The following is a 15,551-nucleotide window of genomic DNA, read 5'->3' as shown; positions in this document are numbered from 1 at the left end:
CTCCAACAACTAATGATGACTAATTACTGAGACCCTTACTCAAAATGAAAAAATATACTTTCACAGAGAAAAAAGATACCCGTTCGGGATTTGGTGCCGGTTTAGCTGAATTAGGCAAAACCAATCCTAACGTAGTTGCTTTGTGTGCCGACTTGATCGGTTCATTAAAAATGGATGCGTTTAAGAAAGATTTTCCTGAGCGTTTCTTCCAGGTGGGTATTGCAGAAGCTAATATGATTGGCTTAGCAGCAGGTATGACCATCGGTGGCAAAATTCCTTTTACCGGAACTTTTGCAAACTTCTCAACAGGTCGTGTCTATGACCAGATTCGTCAATCGGTTGCATACTCCGACAAAAACGTTAAAATATGTGCTTCTCACGCAGGTTTAACCTTAGGAGAAGATGGTGCTACCCACCAGATCTTAGAAGATATCGGAATGATGAAAATGTTACCAGGAATGACCGTTATCAATCCTTGTGACTTTAATCAAACCAAAGCTGCCACCATTGCCATTGCAGAGCATGTTGGACCAGTTTACCTGCGCTTCGGTCGCCCAACAGTTCCTAACTTCACTCCAGCTGATCAGAAGTTTGAAATCGGTAAAGGTATTGTGTTAAATGAAGGAACGGATGTAACCATCTTCGCTACCGGTCACTTAGTATGGCCAGCTATTGAAGCAGGTGAAATGTTGGCAGAAATGGGCATTAGCGCAGAGATCATTAATATCCACACAATTAAACCATTAGATGCTGAACTGGTATTAGCTTCTGCAGCTAAAACAGGTTGCGTTGTAAGCTGTGAAGAGCATAATCGTATTGGAGGCTTAGGAGATAGTATTGCTCAAGTATTATCGCAAAAATTACCTACTCCAATGGAATATGTTGCAGTGAATGACTCATTTGGTGAAAGTGGTACTCCGGATCAGTTAATGGCGAAATATGGTCTTGACAAAGATCATATTGTTAAAGCTGTTAAAGCTGTAATGGCTCGTAAATAATTTCAATAGTTGTATATCAATTTGAAAGCCTTTGTGTTACCACAAAGGCTTTTTTATTAACCTTGTTTGGTCTTAATTTTTTACTAATTTAGGCTGCTACCAGCTAATTGATATAATAACTTCATGAAAGAAGATTTTAGTGATAAAGACTTATTAACAAGATTTCGCGATGAATCAACCAGAAATCTTGCTTTTAGTCAACTTATAGAAAAATATCAAAAACGCATTTACTGGCATATACGTCGTATAGTTATCGATCATGATGATGCTGACGATGTGATACAAGAAGTTTTTATTAAGGTTTGGAAAAACCTTGATAATTTCAGGGAAGACGCACAACTCTACACATGGCTCTATCGGATTGCCACTAATGAATCCATTACTTTTTTAAATCGTCAAAAAATGCGTGCTTCAGAGAGTTTCGAGGATCACGCAGGATATTTAGTTGACAAGTTAACGGACAGCATGTATGTTGATGGTAATCACATCCAAATGAAACTCCAACGTGCCATATTAACATTGCCTGAAAAGCAGCGGATTGTTTTTAACATGAAATATTTTGACGAAATGAAATATGAAGATATGTCTGAAGTTTTGGATACAAGCGTAGGAGCATTAAAAGCATCTTATCATCATGCAGTCAAAAAAATTGAAGAATATTTCAAACAAAACGAGTAATCGTTTCTACAATAATATAAATAAAATCCGAATTTTACATTTTAATTAAACCATTCAGAGTTTTTTCAATCTAAATCTAAAAGCTCACAAAATAATAACAAAGGATTTCGAGGTGGAAAATAACGAATTTGAAAATAGCATTCCCAAACCACAACAATCGTCGCCGTATACAGTACCTAAGGATTACTTTGATTCTTTGGCATCTCGTATCATGGTTCGCATTGAAATGGAAGATGCCGGACCAACTATCGAAGGACTTACCAATGTAAATCCGTTCAAAACACCTGATGATTATTTTAACGAGCTCTCAACCAGAATTGAAAATCAGTTAAAAGATGATGATGTACGACTTTCGATTCCTGATTTAAATAATAAAAACCCTTTTACTGTTCCTGATGAGTATTTTAATAATCTACCCATCGCAATTGAAGAGCAGATTTTTAATGATATTGCTAATTCTGAGTTTGAACAAGCTCAAAAAATATTTGTATTTAGATTTTATAAACTAGCAATTACTGCTTGTTTAGGAGCCTTACTATTTTGGTTTGGCTCTAATATTTATCATACGAGCTTACTCGATAAACAAATGAGCAGTCCTGTAAATGTGGTAAAAATTGGTAATCATAATTATGACCTTAATTATTTCGATGAATCAATGATTATAGATGAAGTAATTAATACTAAGGTTTCTCAAAATAACACACAAAAAACTGATCAAAACAACAAGCTGGAAAACTATATTTTAAATAACGTAGACGAAGATTTATTACTACAGGAACTATAACAAATGAAGAAACTCAACTTATCTACTTTATTGCTCATTTTATTTGTAACCCTTCCTTTTCTGGTAAAAGCACAAAACTTTAATCAACGAAAGGCTGATATTGACGCACTTAAAGTTTCCATCATAACTACAAAAGTGGGCTTAACCACAGAAGAAGGTAAAGTTTTCTGGCCAATTTATAATGAATATGACGCAGAAAAGCAGCGTTTGCTAAAGGAACGTCGTCAGAAGATTGTAATGGCAAGAATGAATGCCGATAATTTGAGCGACAAAGAATTAGAAGATGTGATTTTGAATGACTTCTCCGTTAAACAACGCGAACTTGATCTGGAGCGTAAATATTACGACAAATTCAAGAAAGTACTTTCAATGAAGAAAGTCGCGAAGTTTTACATGGCCGAAGAACAATTTAAGCGTGAGCTTATAAAACGCCTAAGAAGTCAGTCACAACAACCTCCTGAAAATTAATGATTAGCTAATAGCTATTAGGTATTAGCTATTAGCATTACCTGCCTTATAAATTGCTAATTGCTAAAGGCCAAAAGCGAATAGCCTAATTACAGCCACCTTTTCCTTCTAAACCAGAAATAAACAATAATCGTCACTAAGATCATAACAACCCATGTTACTCCATAACCATGTGGCGATTTAATTTCGGGCATGTTTTCAAAATTCATCCCGTACACCCCCACAATAAAAGTTAAAGGCATAAAGAACACGGAGAAAATCGTTAAAACACGCATTACTTCATTTGTTTTCTGAGAAGCTAATGAAATATAGATGCTCAACAAGTTGCTAGCAGAATCTATTACCTGCTCCGTACTTGTTTCCACCTCAATTATTGTATCCTTAAGATCTTGCATTATGGGTCCTTTCAGGTTCTCTGAAATCCGAAATACGATATCCTTAGTAAGAAAAACCGTCCTTTTAATAGATGTAGCTTTCCTCTTCAATTGATAGAAGTGTTGCAATAAATTAGGCAAACGTGTTTTAAGGAACATACGTTCTTCATAAAACTCTAGCAGCTCATTTATTTTATCCAACGGACTTTCAAATGAAATTACCACATGATCCATGATCAATGCTAATAACTGAAACCTACCCGGCGATTTTTTCATGCTTTCACACCGTTGCTGCAGATGAATTAAAAAAGGTTGGGAAGAACGATGAATGGTTATAACCAAACCATCTGAAGAAAAGATAGCGATCTTGCGAGTAATGGAGTTTATATCCAATGCCTCTACCTTTGCATTCTGGTCGAAGATACGGGCTATAATAAAAATCACATCATCAATAACCTCATACTTAGGCAAATGCTCCGGATCAAGGCAATCCTGAACAGAAGTATAATGCAGGTTATATTTTAATGCGATATCATTAAGCTCTTCGGGTGTCGGGTTTTCAACATCGATCCAGGTAAAACCAGAAACCTCTCTTTCTTGTAAGGTAGTAATCATAAAATGAAGATAAAAAACGGAACAGGTATAAACGCTATTTTTGAAAAAATTGGTACAAAAAACTAGCTCAGCCATAAAAAATGATACATTCGACAAGCAGGTGGATTAAACTATTTTGACGAAATTTGCAGAATGATTCCATTACGTCAGCAATTCCTACAACATAACGCCCAAACTACCGATTTTCCTTTAATGCTAGAGTTCACCAGAGCTCAGGGAATTTATCTGTATGATAAAAATGATCGTCCTTCTATCGACCTTATATCCGGTATTGGGGTTAGCAATATTGGCCATTGCCATCCAAAAGTGGTTAAAGCAATTAAAGATCAAGCTGCCACATTTATGCATCAAATGGTATACGGAGAGTTTATTCAAGCTCCACAAACCTTATTTGCAGCAAAACTTGCAGCTCATTTACCCTCATCATTACAATCTGTATACTTTGTTAATTCGGGTGCAGAGGCTACTGAAGGTGCTTTAAAACTGGCTAAGCGCTTTACAGGGAGAACAGAAATAATTGCCTGTAAAAATGCGTATCATGGAAGCACTAACGGAGCGCTGAGTGTAATGGGAAATGAGGATTATAAATATGCATTTCGCCCCCTCTTACCTGATGTTCGCTTCATCAACTTTAATCATTTACCAGATTTAAAACAAATTACTGAGCGTACGGCTTGTGTAATTATGGAAACAATCCAAGGTGAAGCAGGTATCAGAGTGCCGGCTATCGAATACATGCAAGCTTTAAGAAAACGCTGTACAGAAACTGGAACATTGTTAATTCTTGATGAGATACAAGCAGGAATGGGGCGTACCGGGAAATTATTTGCGTTCGAGCACTTTAATATTGTTCCAGATGTGCTTCTTTTAGCAAAAGCACTAGGTGCAGGAATGCCAATCGGAGCATTTATTTCTTCCTTAGAAATAATGTCGAGTTTAAAAAACGACCCAATATTGGGTCATGTTACTACTTTTGGTGGTCATCCGGTGTGTTGTGCGGCAGGATTAGCTGGTTTTGAAGCTTTATTAGAAGAAAACCTGATAGATCAAGTCGAAGCTAAACATCAACTATTTAAACAGTTGTTACAACATTCGGCAATTCTTGATTTTAGAGGAAAAGGATTAATGTTTACCATCGAGTTTGAAAGTTTTGAAACCAATAAGAAAATTATTGATCGCTGTATCGAAAAAGGACTAATTACCGACTGGTTTTTGCATTGCAGTAACTCACTACGGCTCGCGCCCCCTTTAATCATTACAGAAGCTGAAATAAGGAAAGCTTGCTCCATTATCTTAGAAAGCATCAATGAAATTCTGAATAGCTGATTTTGTGCCTTTTATAGAATTATCATAAATTGTATAATTGATCCTTAAAATCTAATATAAATTGAACGTTCTAATTATTGAAGACAGGTACAGCTTGTCTGATGAAATAGCAAAATTCCTTAAGTATGAGGGTTTTCTTTGTGATTTAGCTTACAATAAAAGAGAGGCTGCCGAAAAACTTTTCGTAAACACTTATGATTTTGTTTTACTCGACTTAGGTTTACCTGATGGAGATGGATTAGATTTACTAAAGGAATTCAGGCAACTTCCTAACCGCGAAGATGCAATTATTGTCTTAACTGCCAGGGGTGCTACCGAAGACAAGGTAAAAGGCCTGAATCTGGGCGCCGACGATTACCTGGGTAAACCATTCGATCTTTCTGAATTGCATTCACGGATGCATGCTATTTTACGACGCAAGCATCGTCTCGTTAAAAATGATATTAACTTGCACGGTTTTGTAATTGATATTCAGAACCGGGAAGTAAGTTTTAAGGACTCCAAAATTAACCTTACAAAAAAGGAATTTGATATCTTAAACTTCTTAGTTTTAAATAAAAACCGCGTTATTTCTCGCCTTCAATTAACTGAACATGTTTGGGGTGATGTTTTAGAGATAAACAGTGACTCCAACTTTGTTGATGTTCATGTAAAAAATCTTCGCAAAAAATTACAAGCCCACACTCCTATCGATTGGTTTGAAACGGTAAGAAGTATTGGTTATAAGATTAATAATTAGATAATGAGCTATTAGATTTTAGATTTTCGACTCCAAAATAAACTTTGATCTTCATTAGTGATGCGTTTACAAGCCAAATTTGCCTTATATAATATCCTGACAAAAATTGCTATTATACTGTCGGTTTATATTTTATTTGAGCTTACCGTTGAACGTGTTGCTTATAATCACCTTGATGCTCGTATTCTTCAGAAAAAAGAATTGATTATGAGCAAATTATCAAGTAAAAGTATTTCTGAATATATTTCTGAACAAGACACCGACTTTGCCAGTTATAATATTTTAAAAGAAGAATACATTTTACTTAAAGTTATTCCACCTGTAAAAGAGCAGACTACAGTTGGCAATTTTTCGGATGAACAAAGGATAATTGAAAACCAAACCAGTAACTATCGCATTTTAACATATGACTTTGACTTTCAAGGTCAGCAGTATCAATTGGAGATTGGAGAAAGTCTGGCTAGTATCAAACAATTTCAAACCTCATTAAGGACTTATACAACCATTGTTTTATGTGTTGCGGTTTTACTTTCATTACTTACCGACTTTTTATTCACCGGTTTTCTGTTGCGACCTCTGTCTTCTATTATTAACAAGCGTCTTGAGAACGTTAATGATCCATCTCATTTCAACTATGAAATGATAAAGACCTCTACAACTGATTTTCAACACCTGGATAATCAACTGAAGGATATGTTGAAGCGGATTTCACATTCTTTTTTTACTCAAAAAGAATTTATCGCCAATGTTTCACACGAACTTTTAACACCAATATCAATTCTTAAAACAAGGTTTGAAAATCTTTTAAATGAAGAAGATATCAACGAGGAGATGCAGAATCAAATCTATTCTTCATTAAACACATTACATTGGTTAAAGAATATTGTAAATAGTCTATTGCTCATCTCAAAAATTGAAAACGAGCAATTTGAACAAAATGAGGAAATTGATCTGGATAAACTACTGGAGAAAATTTACGAAGATGTGGAACATCGACTCGAAGAAAAGTCAATTCGGGTTCAGTTAAACTTGCAGCATCAATATCATTTTTATGGCAATGCATCACTTATTAGAACCATGCTTTTCAATGTGATTACGAATGCAATAAAATATAATAAGCAAGAAGGAACTATTACTATTACCGATGATTTCGAAAACGGACATTACCAATTAACAATTAGCGATACGGGAATTGGCATTGACCCTAAAAAATTGAAAGTAATATTTAATCGTTTTGAAAAGCTGGATTCCACAAGTGAAAACAGTCATGGTTTAGGTTTATCGATTGTTCAGAGTGTGGCAAATTTCCATAAAATTAAAATAGACATTAATTCAGTTTCACAAGTAGGCACCAGTTTCATATTTCATTTCCCATCCTAGCAACTCCCTCACCCAGATTTTAAAATAATCTGATTTCTTCATAAAATCTTCATGTAAGTTGTGGACTTTAGATTCATCAAATCGATAGTAAAGATGAAAAAATTCATGGCATTGGTTGCTTTAGCAGCCTTCACAACTGGCGCATTTGCACAAACAACACCTGCAAAAAAAGCAGACACGAAAAAAGAAACTAAAGAGGTAAAAGCTACTGCTAAAGCTACTGACGCTAAGAAAGAAGTTAAAGCAACTAGTAAACCGGCACCTGCGAAAAAATCAGATGCTAAAACAGCAAAACCTAAAGCTTAATACAGTTCATTAGGTAATTAATAGTAGAAGAGGGCCCGGTTGTGTAAAAGCTGCCGGGCTTTTTTGATTAAATGTCTCGTCCTGAAAAAAGTTGACTAAAATCTAGTCAACAAAATGAAAATCAAAAAGAACAGTCCAAAGGCAACAGCCGAGCAGTCAAGTACAGTGAATGGTTTAAACGAGCCGTCGTTGCAGATTATGAACGGGGCTTGCTCAACAAAGACCAGATTCAGGCCAAGTATGGTATAGGAGGCAACTCCAGAGTATTGGAATGGTGCCGTAAATATGGTAAGTTGCACTATCCTGTAGCAGGTTCATTAGGCCGTCCCATGAAAGATCCCCAAAAGCAGCGCATCAAAGAACTTGAAAAACAGTTAGAAGAGGCAAAACTTAAAATAATAGCCTATGAGAAGCTTATTTCGATTGCAGAGAAAGAAGAAGGGATCAATATCCTAAAAAAAGACGCGGCCAAACAATCCATGCGCTTGCCAAAACCTACCCGCCACGAGTAGGTACGTTTTGTGAATTGTTTGGCTTTAGCAAACAGGCCTATTATAAGCAAAGCAAGCGCAAGCAAAATAAGGCCTTAAGGGAGGATGGTACAACAAGGGCTGTATTACAGCTTCGAAGGCTGCTGCCCCGTTTGGGAACTCGTAAGCTTCATTATATGCTAAAAGGAGAAATCGATATCGGCCGGGATAAACTTTTTACCCTTTTAAGGAAACAAGGGCTGCTTATCACGAAAAGAAAGCGGTATACAGTCACGACTAATTCAAGGCACTGGATGCATAAATACCCAAACCAAATTAAAGACATCAGGATAAGTCGGCCGGAGCAGGTATGGGTTGCAGATATAACTTATCTGGATACAGTAGAAGGCAATGCCTTCCTTCATTTAATTACCGATGCCTATTCTAAACAAATTATGGGGTATGAACTATGCGATAATATGGAAGCCGCCTCTACGGCCAAGGCCTTGAAAATGGCTTTAAAGAACCGAAAATATTCCTCTGCTCTGATTCATCATTCTGATCGGGGGCTGCAATACTGTAGTAAGGCGTATGTCAGCATCCTACAGGAGAATGGCATTCAAATCAGTATGACAGAAAACGGAAGTCCTTACGAAAATGCAATAGCAGAAAGAATGAACGGAATCTTAAAAGACGAATTTGGATTAAGTGAACAGTTAGAAGACCTGAATGCAGCTTTTCGGCAAACTTCACAAAGTATCAACCTTTATAACACACTGCGTCCGCACAGTAGCTGCCAGCTATTAACACCTCAACAAATGCATCAGCAACAAGAAATAATCATAAAGACTTACAAAAAAACCTCAAACATTTTTGAGGATGTTTGAGGTTTTTAAGCCAAATTAGTAACTCCAAAAAGAGTCAACCTATTTCAGGACTAGTCAAAAATCGAAGGTTTATTACATCATCTTGTTTCTTTTTACCAGGTACGAATTAAGCACCGGGTAAAACCCTTCATTCATATCAGCGTCAATAAAATCAATCCTGTACTGAGCGCATTTAAGCATCAGATTATGCTTAAACTCAGTCATGGCTTTTAAATACTGCTCTTTAACCTGTCCGGGCTGCACTTTTATTTCTTCACCGTTCTCAACGTCAACAAACAAATAAGGACGATTTTCAAATCTAAAATCCTGTTCATGTCGTTTATCAGTAACATTAAAAAGGATCACTTCATGTTTGTTGTGCTTTAAATGTTGGAGCGCTGAAAAAAGATCGTCTTCATCTTCCTTACTTTCCATCATGTCGCTAAAAATAACCACCATTGATCGCTTGTGAATATTTTCAGCTATCTCGTGCAAAGCATTTACAATCGCAGTAGTCTTTTGCTTAGGCCGGTCGGCCATTAATTTTTCTAATTCAAAATATAGAAAGCGTTGATGCGGTGTTGTCGATTTTGCAGGAGTAGACAATACTACTTTGTCAGCAAAAACACTTAATCCAAATGCATCACGCTGACGTTTTAACAAATTAATAAGGGCAGCTGCACAATAAACGGAGAATTGAAGCTTATTATCTTTTCCTTCAGGATAATACATGGACGAAGACGCATCAATAACCAACTGACATCGTAAATTGGTTTCTTCTTCAAATCGCTTGGTAAATAACTTATCAGTACGACCGAATAACTTCCAATCGATGTTTTTTACCGACTCACCTGTATTATATAAGCGATGTTCGGCAAACTCAACAGAAAAACCATGAAACGGGCTTTTATGTAAACCCGTAATAAATCCTTCAACAACCTGGTTGGCCAAAATTTCAAGGTTTATTTGCTGTAGTTCTTCTTTGTTTTCGAGCATGTTAATCTGTTCCTTATTCAAAATGGTATTGACAGCAAAATACGATTTTAAAAAATAAAGGCCCCGAAAAACTTCGGGGCCTTTATAAAATTAGTGCGTTATTTATAATTAGCTTAATTGAGCTTCCAATTTACCGGCTAAAACCGATTTTGGAACTGCGCCAATTTGTTTATCTACAATTTCACCATTTTTGAAGAATAACAAAGCTGGAATGTTACGGATACCAAATTTCATTGAAACTTCTGGGTTATTATCCACATCAACTTTTCCAATAACTGCTTTGCCAGCATATTCATTCGCTAACTCTTCAACAACTGGACCCACCATGCGGCATGGGCCACACCATTCTGCCCAGAAATCAACTAATACAGGTTTATCTGATTTCAATACAACTTCTTCGAAGTTTGCGTCGGTTATTACTAAAGCCATATTTTTAAAAATTTACGTTTGCAAATATAACAGATTGAGTCAATAATTGTTCCAACGAATGTTTGAAGAAATTTAACTGACAGAATTACTTCTTAAATCCGAAATGGTAACGCAGGGTGAATTTGATATCTTCAAAACTTTGAGTAAAAGATGACGATAGATTATATCCAGAACCTTTGGTAATTACTCCAGAAGAATGAGTTGTAGTGGATTCATTGTAAGAAAGATTAAATACATTCAAACTGGTTTCAATTCCTAATCGTTTCCAAGGGAAAAATACAAATCCTGCATTAACTCCTGTTCCTAAAGCCCATGATTTAAACTTTGACGAAACATCAGCTACTATATTTGTACTTTCACTTTTAAAATCTGATCCGGATAGTGATAATTGTCCAAGTCCCCCGAATTTATCTGAAATCATAAAGTACTTTTTCCCAAAAACACCGAATGCATATGAATCTCCTTTTGAGTCCAAAACATCATCGCCATTTGAGATTGAATTAGCATCAGAATGGGTAAATCCTAAGAATGCACCAATTGCCGTTTTATCAGCTACAAAATAACTGTAATCGAAGGAAATAGCCGCATTTTTATTCTTCCCATCCTCATTTTCATTACCAGTCTGGTTTTTAATACTATTGGAACCACCTGAAAAACTTAATCCAATAGCTTGGTTTCCTTTACTGATTTGTGCATTTGCAGTAAATGTTGCTACAATAAGTGCAGCTATTAAAAATAGATGTTTTTTCATTTTTAGTTAATTTTCATTGGTTAATATTTGTCAAATATTAACTATAGTTATTTAACAGCGCCTAATGGTTTGTAAAAAAGAAATTACAGTACCCAAAAAACCCTCAATAAATTAATATTGAGGGCTTTATTTTCATCAAACTAAAAGCAGTTTTTAATTCAAAGTGAAATTTACATTCTTGAACTTACTTAATTCATTCATGAATGTATTATTAGGATCAATTTTTATTGATTTTGAAGGTAGATCCAAGACGATTCGCTCAATCGGATCAACCACATTTAATTTCAATTTGCAATTACCGGGATGAGCCTTACACAAAGTCTCAAGGTTGTCGATGAACTCTAACGTAACCTCATGCAAGGGAAATGACAATGTGGCATTCTTAGCCATTTTTTCGCGAATTTCTGACAGCAGTTGAATGCTCTCCACTTTGAACTCCAAGTTATCTGCTTGCCCGAAACGTGGCTTAAACATTCCCTTTACAAACACACATAACCCCGATTGAAAAAAATGTTTATTCTTTAAATAATCTTCGGAGAACATGACCATACGATGACTACCCGAATAATCCTCGAAGGTAAATCCGCCAAACGGTTTACCCGTTTTGGTTAAACGCTCTTCCGCAGCTGTAATAATTCCGGCAACAACCAATGTTCCTGGTTTAGGAGTAGCCAGCTCAGTTATTTTTGCATTACAGAAGTTATCAATCTCCAGTTTATAGTCATCAAGAGGGTGACCAGAAATATACATTCCCACTACCTCTTTTTCAAAACTTAGCTTCTGTAATAAACTCCACTCTTCCGATTCAGGCATTGGTGGTTCTGGAACATGCGCATCTGCTGTTCCTCCAAACAACGAGTTTTGAGCACTATTTTTATTACTTACAAAATCGTTACCATATTTTACTAAACGTTCAATACCGTTTAAACGATCAGCCAGGTTAACACCAAAATAGCGAGCACGATGATATTCATCATAACAATCAAAAGCACCTGAATAAACAAGGTTCTCCCATGATTTTTTATTTACTGAACGAAGGTTTACCCTGCGAGCAAAATCATAAACTGATTCATAAGGTCCATTTTCCTTTCTTTCGGTTACCAAGCTTTCTATAGCAGCCTCTCCTAATCCTTTAATACCAGAAAGTCCGAAGCGAATCTGACCTTTTTTAGTAGCAGTAAAGTGGAGATCGCTTTCATTTACATCCGGACCTAATACAGGTACTCCGATACGCTTACATTCTTCCATAAAGAAAGTAATTTTATCGATCTGCCCTTTGGTATGTGTTAATACCGAGGCCATGTACTCAGCCGGATAATGGGCTTTCAAATAGGCCGTTTGATAAGCCACAAATGCATAACAAGTAGAGTGCGATTTGTTAAATGCGTACGATGCAAATGCTTCCCAGTCGGTCCATACCTTTTCTAATACTTTGGCATCATGACCTTTTAACTTAGCATTTTCAATAAACTGAGGTTTTAGTTTATCAAGTGTTTTACGGTCTTTCTTACCCATTGCTTTACGAAGCACATCCGCATCACCTTTTGTAAAATTGGCTAGCTTCTGCGAAAGCAACATCACCTGCTCCTGATATACGGTAATACCATAGGTATCAAAAAGATACTCTTCCATGTCGGCCAAATCGTATTCAACGGCTTTACGACCGTGTTTACGTTCAATAAAGTCAGGGATATACTCAATAGGTCCGGGACGATAAAGGGCGTTCATGGCAATCAAGTCTTCGAATTTGTCAGGTACCAGATCTTTCAGGTACTTCTGCATACCCGGACTCTCAAACTGGAACGTACCGTTTGTTTCACCGCGTTGATACAATTCAAAGGTCTTCTCATCCGTCAATGGGATATAATCAATATCAATTTCAACCCCATGATTCTCTTTGATCATTTTTAATGCATCGCGTATAATGGTAAGGGTTTTTAAACCCAAAAAGTCCATTTTAATTACACCAGCATCTTCAATTACTTTTCCTTCATACTGAGTAACCAACAGATCAGAATCCTTAGCTACGGCTACAGGAACAATATTGGTAAGGTCCTCTGGAGCAATGATAATACCTGCAGCGTGAATACCTGTACCACGAATAGATCCTTCAAGAATTAAAGCCTCCTTAATTACTTTTGAACGTAAATCACTTCCTTCTCGAATTTCACGAAGTTGTTTTACGTTTTCTAAATCTTCAGGACCAAGGCCTTCTTTATCTTTTAGTGATTTATCACCATCCAAAGGCGCATTCATGACCCTATCTAGTGAAATACCCGGTTTATCAGGCACCAACTTAGCCATTGCGTTTGAGTCGGGAAGCGGCAGGTCGAGTGCCCGAGCCACATCCTTTATACTCATTTTAGCGGCCATTGAGCCATAGGTAATAATCTGAGCTACCTGGTTTTTGCCATATTTATCAACCACATAATCAATTACCCGCTGACGGCCTTCATCATCAAAGTCCGTATCAATATCGGGCATCGACTTACGATCTGGATTCAGGAAACGCTCAAACAGGAGATTATATTTAATGGGGTCGATATTGGTAATGCCGATACAATAGGCAACCGCAGATCCTGCTGCAGAACCACGACCAGGACCAATAAATACGCCCATATCACGACCTGCCTTGATGAAATCTGATACAATAAGGAAATATCCGGCAAAACCCATCGTACGGATGGTGTGCAACTCAAAGTTGATACGCTCTTCCTTATCTGCATCAAGTGTATCACCATAACGTGCTCTTGCACCTTCCCAAGTTATATGTTCCAAATACTGCATTTGATCCACAAATCCTGGCGGGATCGGGAAGTTTGGTAATAAAATATCCTGCTTTAATTTTAGCAGGTCTACCTTATCAACAATTTCATTGGTATTATCAATGGCTTCAGGAATATCACTAAAAAGTGCATTCATTTCGGCCTGCGTTTTAAAGAAGAACTGATCATTAGGGAAACCAAAGCGATACCCCTTACCACCCTCTTCATCCGTTGCAATTGGCGTTGCCTGAATATCACCCGTGTTAATACACAACAAAATATCGTGGGCATTGGCATCGGCTTGATCTACATAGTGCGAATCATTAGATGCAATAATTTTTACATTGTATTTTTTAGCGAAACGAAGCAAAACCTCATTCACTTTTTCTTGTTCCGGCAAATTATGTCGTTGCAATTCAATGTAATAATCTTCTCCAAAAACATCCAGCCACCATTTAAATTCTTTCTCTCCGGCTTCTTCCCCTTCATTCAAAATAGCTTGAGGGACCGAGGCTCCAATACAACAAGTTGTGGCAATAAGGCCTTCATGATATTGTAAAACCAGTTCTTTATCAATACGAGGCCATTTGCTATATAAACCTTCCATAAAACCATAAGAACACAGTTTAGTAAGGTTTTTGTACCCTTGAGCATTTTTTGCTAAGAATAACTGATGATAACGTTTGTCCTTTTTTTCTTTGGTAAACTTCTTCTCATGACGATCTGCAACCACGTAAAATTCACAGCCAACGATTGGTTTTACCTTATTATCAAATTTCCCGGCTTCTGCAACAAACTTAAACACACCGAACATATTACCGTGATCAGTAATAGCAAGAGCGCGCATGCCATCATTAGCCGCTTTTTTATAGAGCTTAGAAATATCGGCAGCTCCATCGAGCAGCGAAAATTGAGTATGTACGTGTAAGTGCGAAAATTCAGGCATAATTTAATTAACCAAGTAATTTATGGCTGATGACTCGTAGACTTCTGAGAATCTGAATAACAGGCCGTTATTCTATACAAACGATTATCTATGAGCCATTAACTAATAACAATTAAAGGAATTTCAAAGGTAACTAAAAGCCGGAATTGTTCAGAATATGTTGATAAAACACTCTACTTCAGGTTGTGGAAAAGTAAATAGGCTTCAAATACTTACGGAAATTATATTTGTTGTATTAATATTTATTTTTCTAGCCTATACAAGAACCTAACATTACTATCTGGAGCGGATTTTCTGGACTGGAGGATAAACCTGAAAATTATTCATTAATTACTTACACAATTAATCCGGTTAACGCCCAAAAAACTTTATTTACCTGGACTCAGAAAGGTTTTGGAAGTGAAGATGGATATAATCATTCCAAAGATGGCATGGCAGAGTTTCTTGCAGGAATTAAGGCCATTATGGAACGATAAGAAATCTGCTCTCCCTTCAGAAGAGATGAAGGGAGAGCAGCTTTTAAAAGACATCCTGCAAGGTACCTACTTCATTTTACCTCCCTGGTAATAAACTGATCGCATTAACTATCAGTTATTTATTCTCCTTTTCCTAACTTCCATCTATATGATATATACCTAAAAAACAGTAACTTAATACACA

15 protein-coding genes and 1 pseudogene are annotated in these 15,551 nt (G+C 36.6%); 11 read left to right on the top strand and 5 right to left on the bottom strand.

From position 1 onward, the window contains the following. Window positions 1–44 precede the first annotated feature (44 nt). The 4 genes from SOLCA_RS02615 (at window position 45) to SOLCA_RS02600 (ending at window position 2,928) form a co-directional block, all read left to right on the top strand. On the top strand, window positions 45–998 hold the full coding sequence (locus SOLCA_RS02615; protein ID WP_014678894.1) for a transketolase family protein: 954 nt from the start codon (window positions 45–47) through the stop codon (window positions 996–998). Between the two features lie 123 nt (window positions 999–1,121). Beyond that, complete coding sequence (locus SOLCA_RS02610) at window positions 1,122–1,676, top strand: RNA polymerase sigma factor (protein WP_014678893.1); 555 nt, start codon at window positions 1,122–1,124, stop codon at window positions 1,674–1,676. A 112-nt stretch (window positions 1,677–1,788) separates the two neighbouring features. Next, window positions 1,789–2,460 carry a hypothetical protein gene (locus tag SOLCA_RS02605; RefSeq protein ID WP_014678892.1) on the top strand — a complete coding sequence of 224 codons (672 nt, stop codon included), beginning with the start codon at window positions 1,789–1,791 and terminating at the stop codon, window positions 2,458–2,460. A gap of 3 nt (window positions 2,461–2,463) precedes the next feature. Beyond that, a complete protein-coding gene (locus SOLCA_RS02600; protein ID WP_014678891.1) occupies window positions 2,464–2,928 on the top strand; it encodes a hypothetical protein in 465 nt (154 codons plus the stop codon). 89 nt (window positions 2,929–3,017) lie between these two features. Here SOLCA_RS02600 and SOLCA_RS02595 read toward each other — a convergent pair whose 3' ends face one another. Then, window positions 3,018–3,917, bottom strand: a complete 900-nt coding sequence (locus tag SOLCA_RS02595) for a magnesium transporter CorA family protein (RefSeq protein ID WP_014678890.1) — start codon at window positions 3,915–3,917, stop codon at window positions 3,018–3,020. A gap of 132 nt (window positions 3,918–4,049) precedes the next feature. Between SOLCA_RS02595 and SOLCA_RS02590 the strand changes: the two genes are divergently transcribed. The 5 genes and pseudogenes from SOLCA_RS02590 to SOLCA_RS02565 form a co-directional block, all read left to right on the top strand. After that, the gene (locus SOLCA_RS02590) at window positions 4,050–5,243 is read left to right on the top strand and encodes an aspartate aminotransferase family protein (RefSeq protein WP_014678889.1); all 1,194 of its coding nucleotides are present in this window, start codon (window positions 4,050–4,052) and stop codon (window positions 5,241–5,243) included. A gap of 61 nt (window positions 5,244–5,304) precedes the next feature. Then, a complete protein-coding gene (locus SOLCA_RS02585; RefSeq protein WP_014678888.1) occupies window positions 5,305–5,982 on the top strand; it encodes a response regulator transcription factor in 678 nt (225 codons plus the stop codon). 60 nt (window positions 5,983–6,042) lie between these two features. Further along, entirely contained in the window at window positions 6,043–7,362 is a 1,320-nt protein-coding gene (locus SOLCA_RS02580) for a sensor histidine kinase (RefSeq protein ID WP_014678887.1), read from the top strand. Between the two features lie 93 nt (window positions 7,363–7,455). Continuing rightward, window positions 7,456–7,668: a hypothetical protein gene (locus SOLCA_RS02575; protein WP_042479183.1), complete on the top strand. Its 213-nt coding sequence runs from the start codon at window positions 7,456–7,458 to the stop codon at window positions 7,666–7,668. A gap of 137 nt (window positions 7,669–7,805) precedes the next feature. Next, a pseudogene (locus SOLCA_RS02565) lies at window positions 7,806–9,025 on the top strand (IS3 family transposase); the annotation flags it as partial. Window positions 9,026–9,097: 72 nt separating this feature from the next. Here SOLCA_RS02565 and SOLCA_RS02560 read toward each other — a convergent pair. From SOLCA_RS02560 to dnaE, 4 genes are all read right to left on the bottom strand, one after another. Next, window positions 9,098–10,000, bottom strand: coding sequence for a DUF58 domain-containing protein (locus SOLCA_RS02560; RefSeq protein WP_014678885.1), 903 nt, complete (start codon window positions 9,998–10,000; stop codon window positions 9,098–9,100). Window positions 10,001–10,108: 108 nt separating this feature from the next. After that, window positions 10,109–10,429, bottom strand: a complete 321-nt coding sequence (gene trxA, locus SOLCA_RS02555; protein ID WP_014678884.1) for a thioredoxin — start codon at window positions 10,427–10,429, stop codon at window positions 10,109–10,111. A gap of 85 nt (window positions 10,430–10,514) precedes the next feature. Then, a complete protein-coding gene (locus SOLCA_RS02550; protein ID WP_014678883.1) occupies window positions 10,515–11,180 on the bottom strand; it encodes an autotransporter domain-containing protein in 666 nt (221 codons plus the stop codon). A 153-nt stretch (window positions 11,181–11,333) separates the two neighbouring features. Then, complete coding sequence (gene dnaE / locus SOLCA_RS02545) at window positions 11,334–14,891, bottom strand: DNA polymerase III subunit alpha (protein ID WP_014678882.1); 3,558 nt, start codon at window positions 14,889–14,891, stop codon at window positions 11,334–11,336. A gap of 257 nt (window positions 14,892–15,148) precedes the next feature. Here dnaE and SOLCA_RS23885 point away from each other — a divergent pair, with 257 nt between their 5' ends. Then, entirely contained in the window at window positions 15,149–15,367 is a 219-nt protein-coding gene (locus tag SOLCA_RS23885; protein ID WP_407635812.1) for an SRPBCC domain-containing protein, read from the top strand. Beyond that, entirely contained in the window at window positions 15,318–15,458 is a 141-nt protein-coding gene (locus tag SOLCA_RS23015; RefSeq protein ID WP_157604500.1) for a hypothetical protein, read from the top strand. Before SOLCA_RS23885 ends, SOLCA_RS23015 begins: the two co-directional genes overlap by 50 nt. The last annotated feature ends 93 nt before the right edge of the window (window positions 15,459–15,551 follow it).

It is taken from the genome of Solitalea canadensis DSM 3403, from assembly GCF_000242635.2.
GTDB lineage: Bacteria > Bacteroidota > Bacteroidia > Sphingobacteriales > Sphingobacteriaceae > Solitalea > Solitalea canadensis.
The sequence above is the reverse complement of the archived record's forward strand: the minus strand, read 5'-3'. Positions and strand labels throughout refer to the sequence as shown.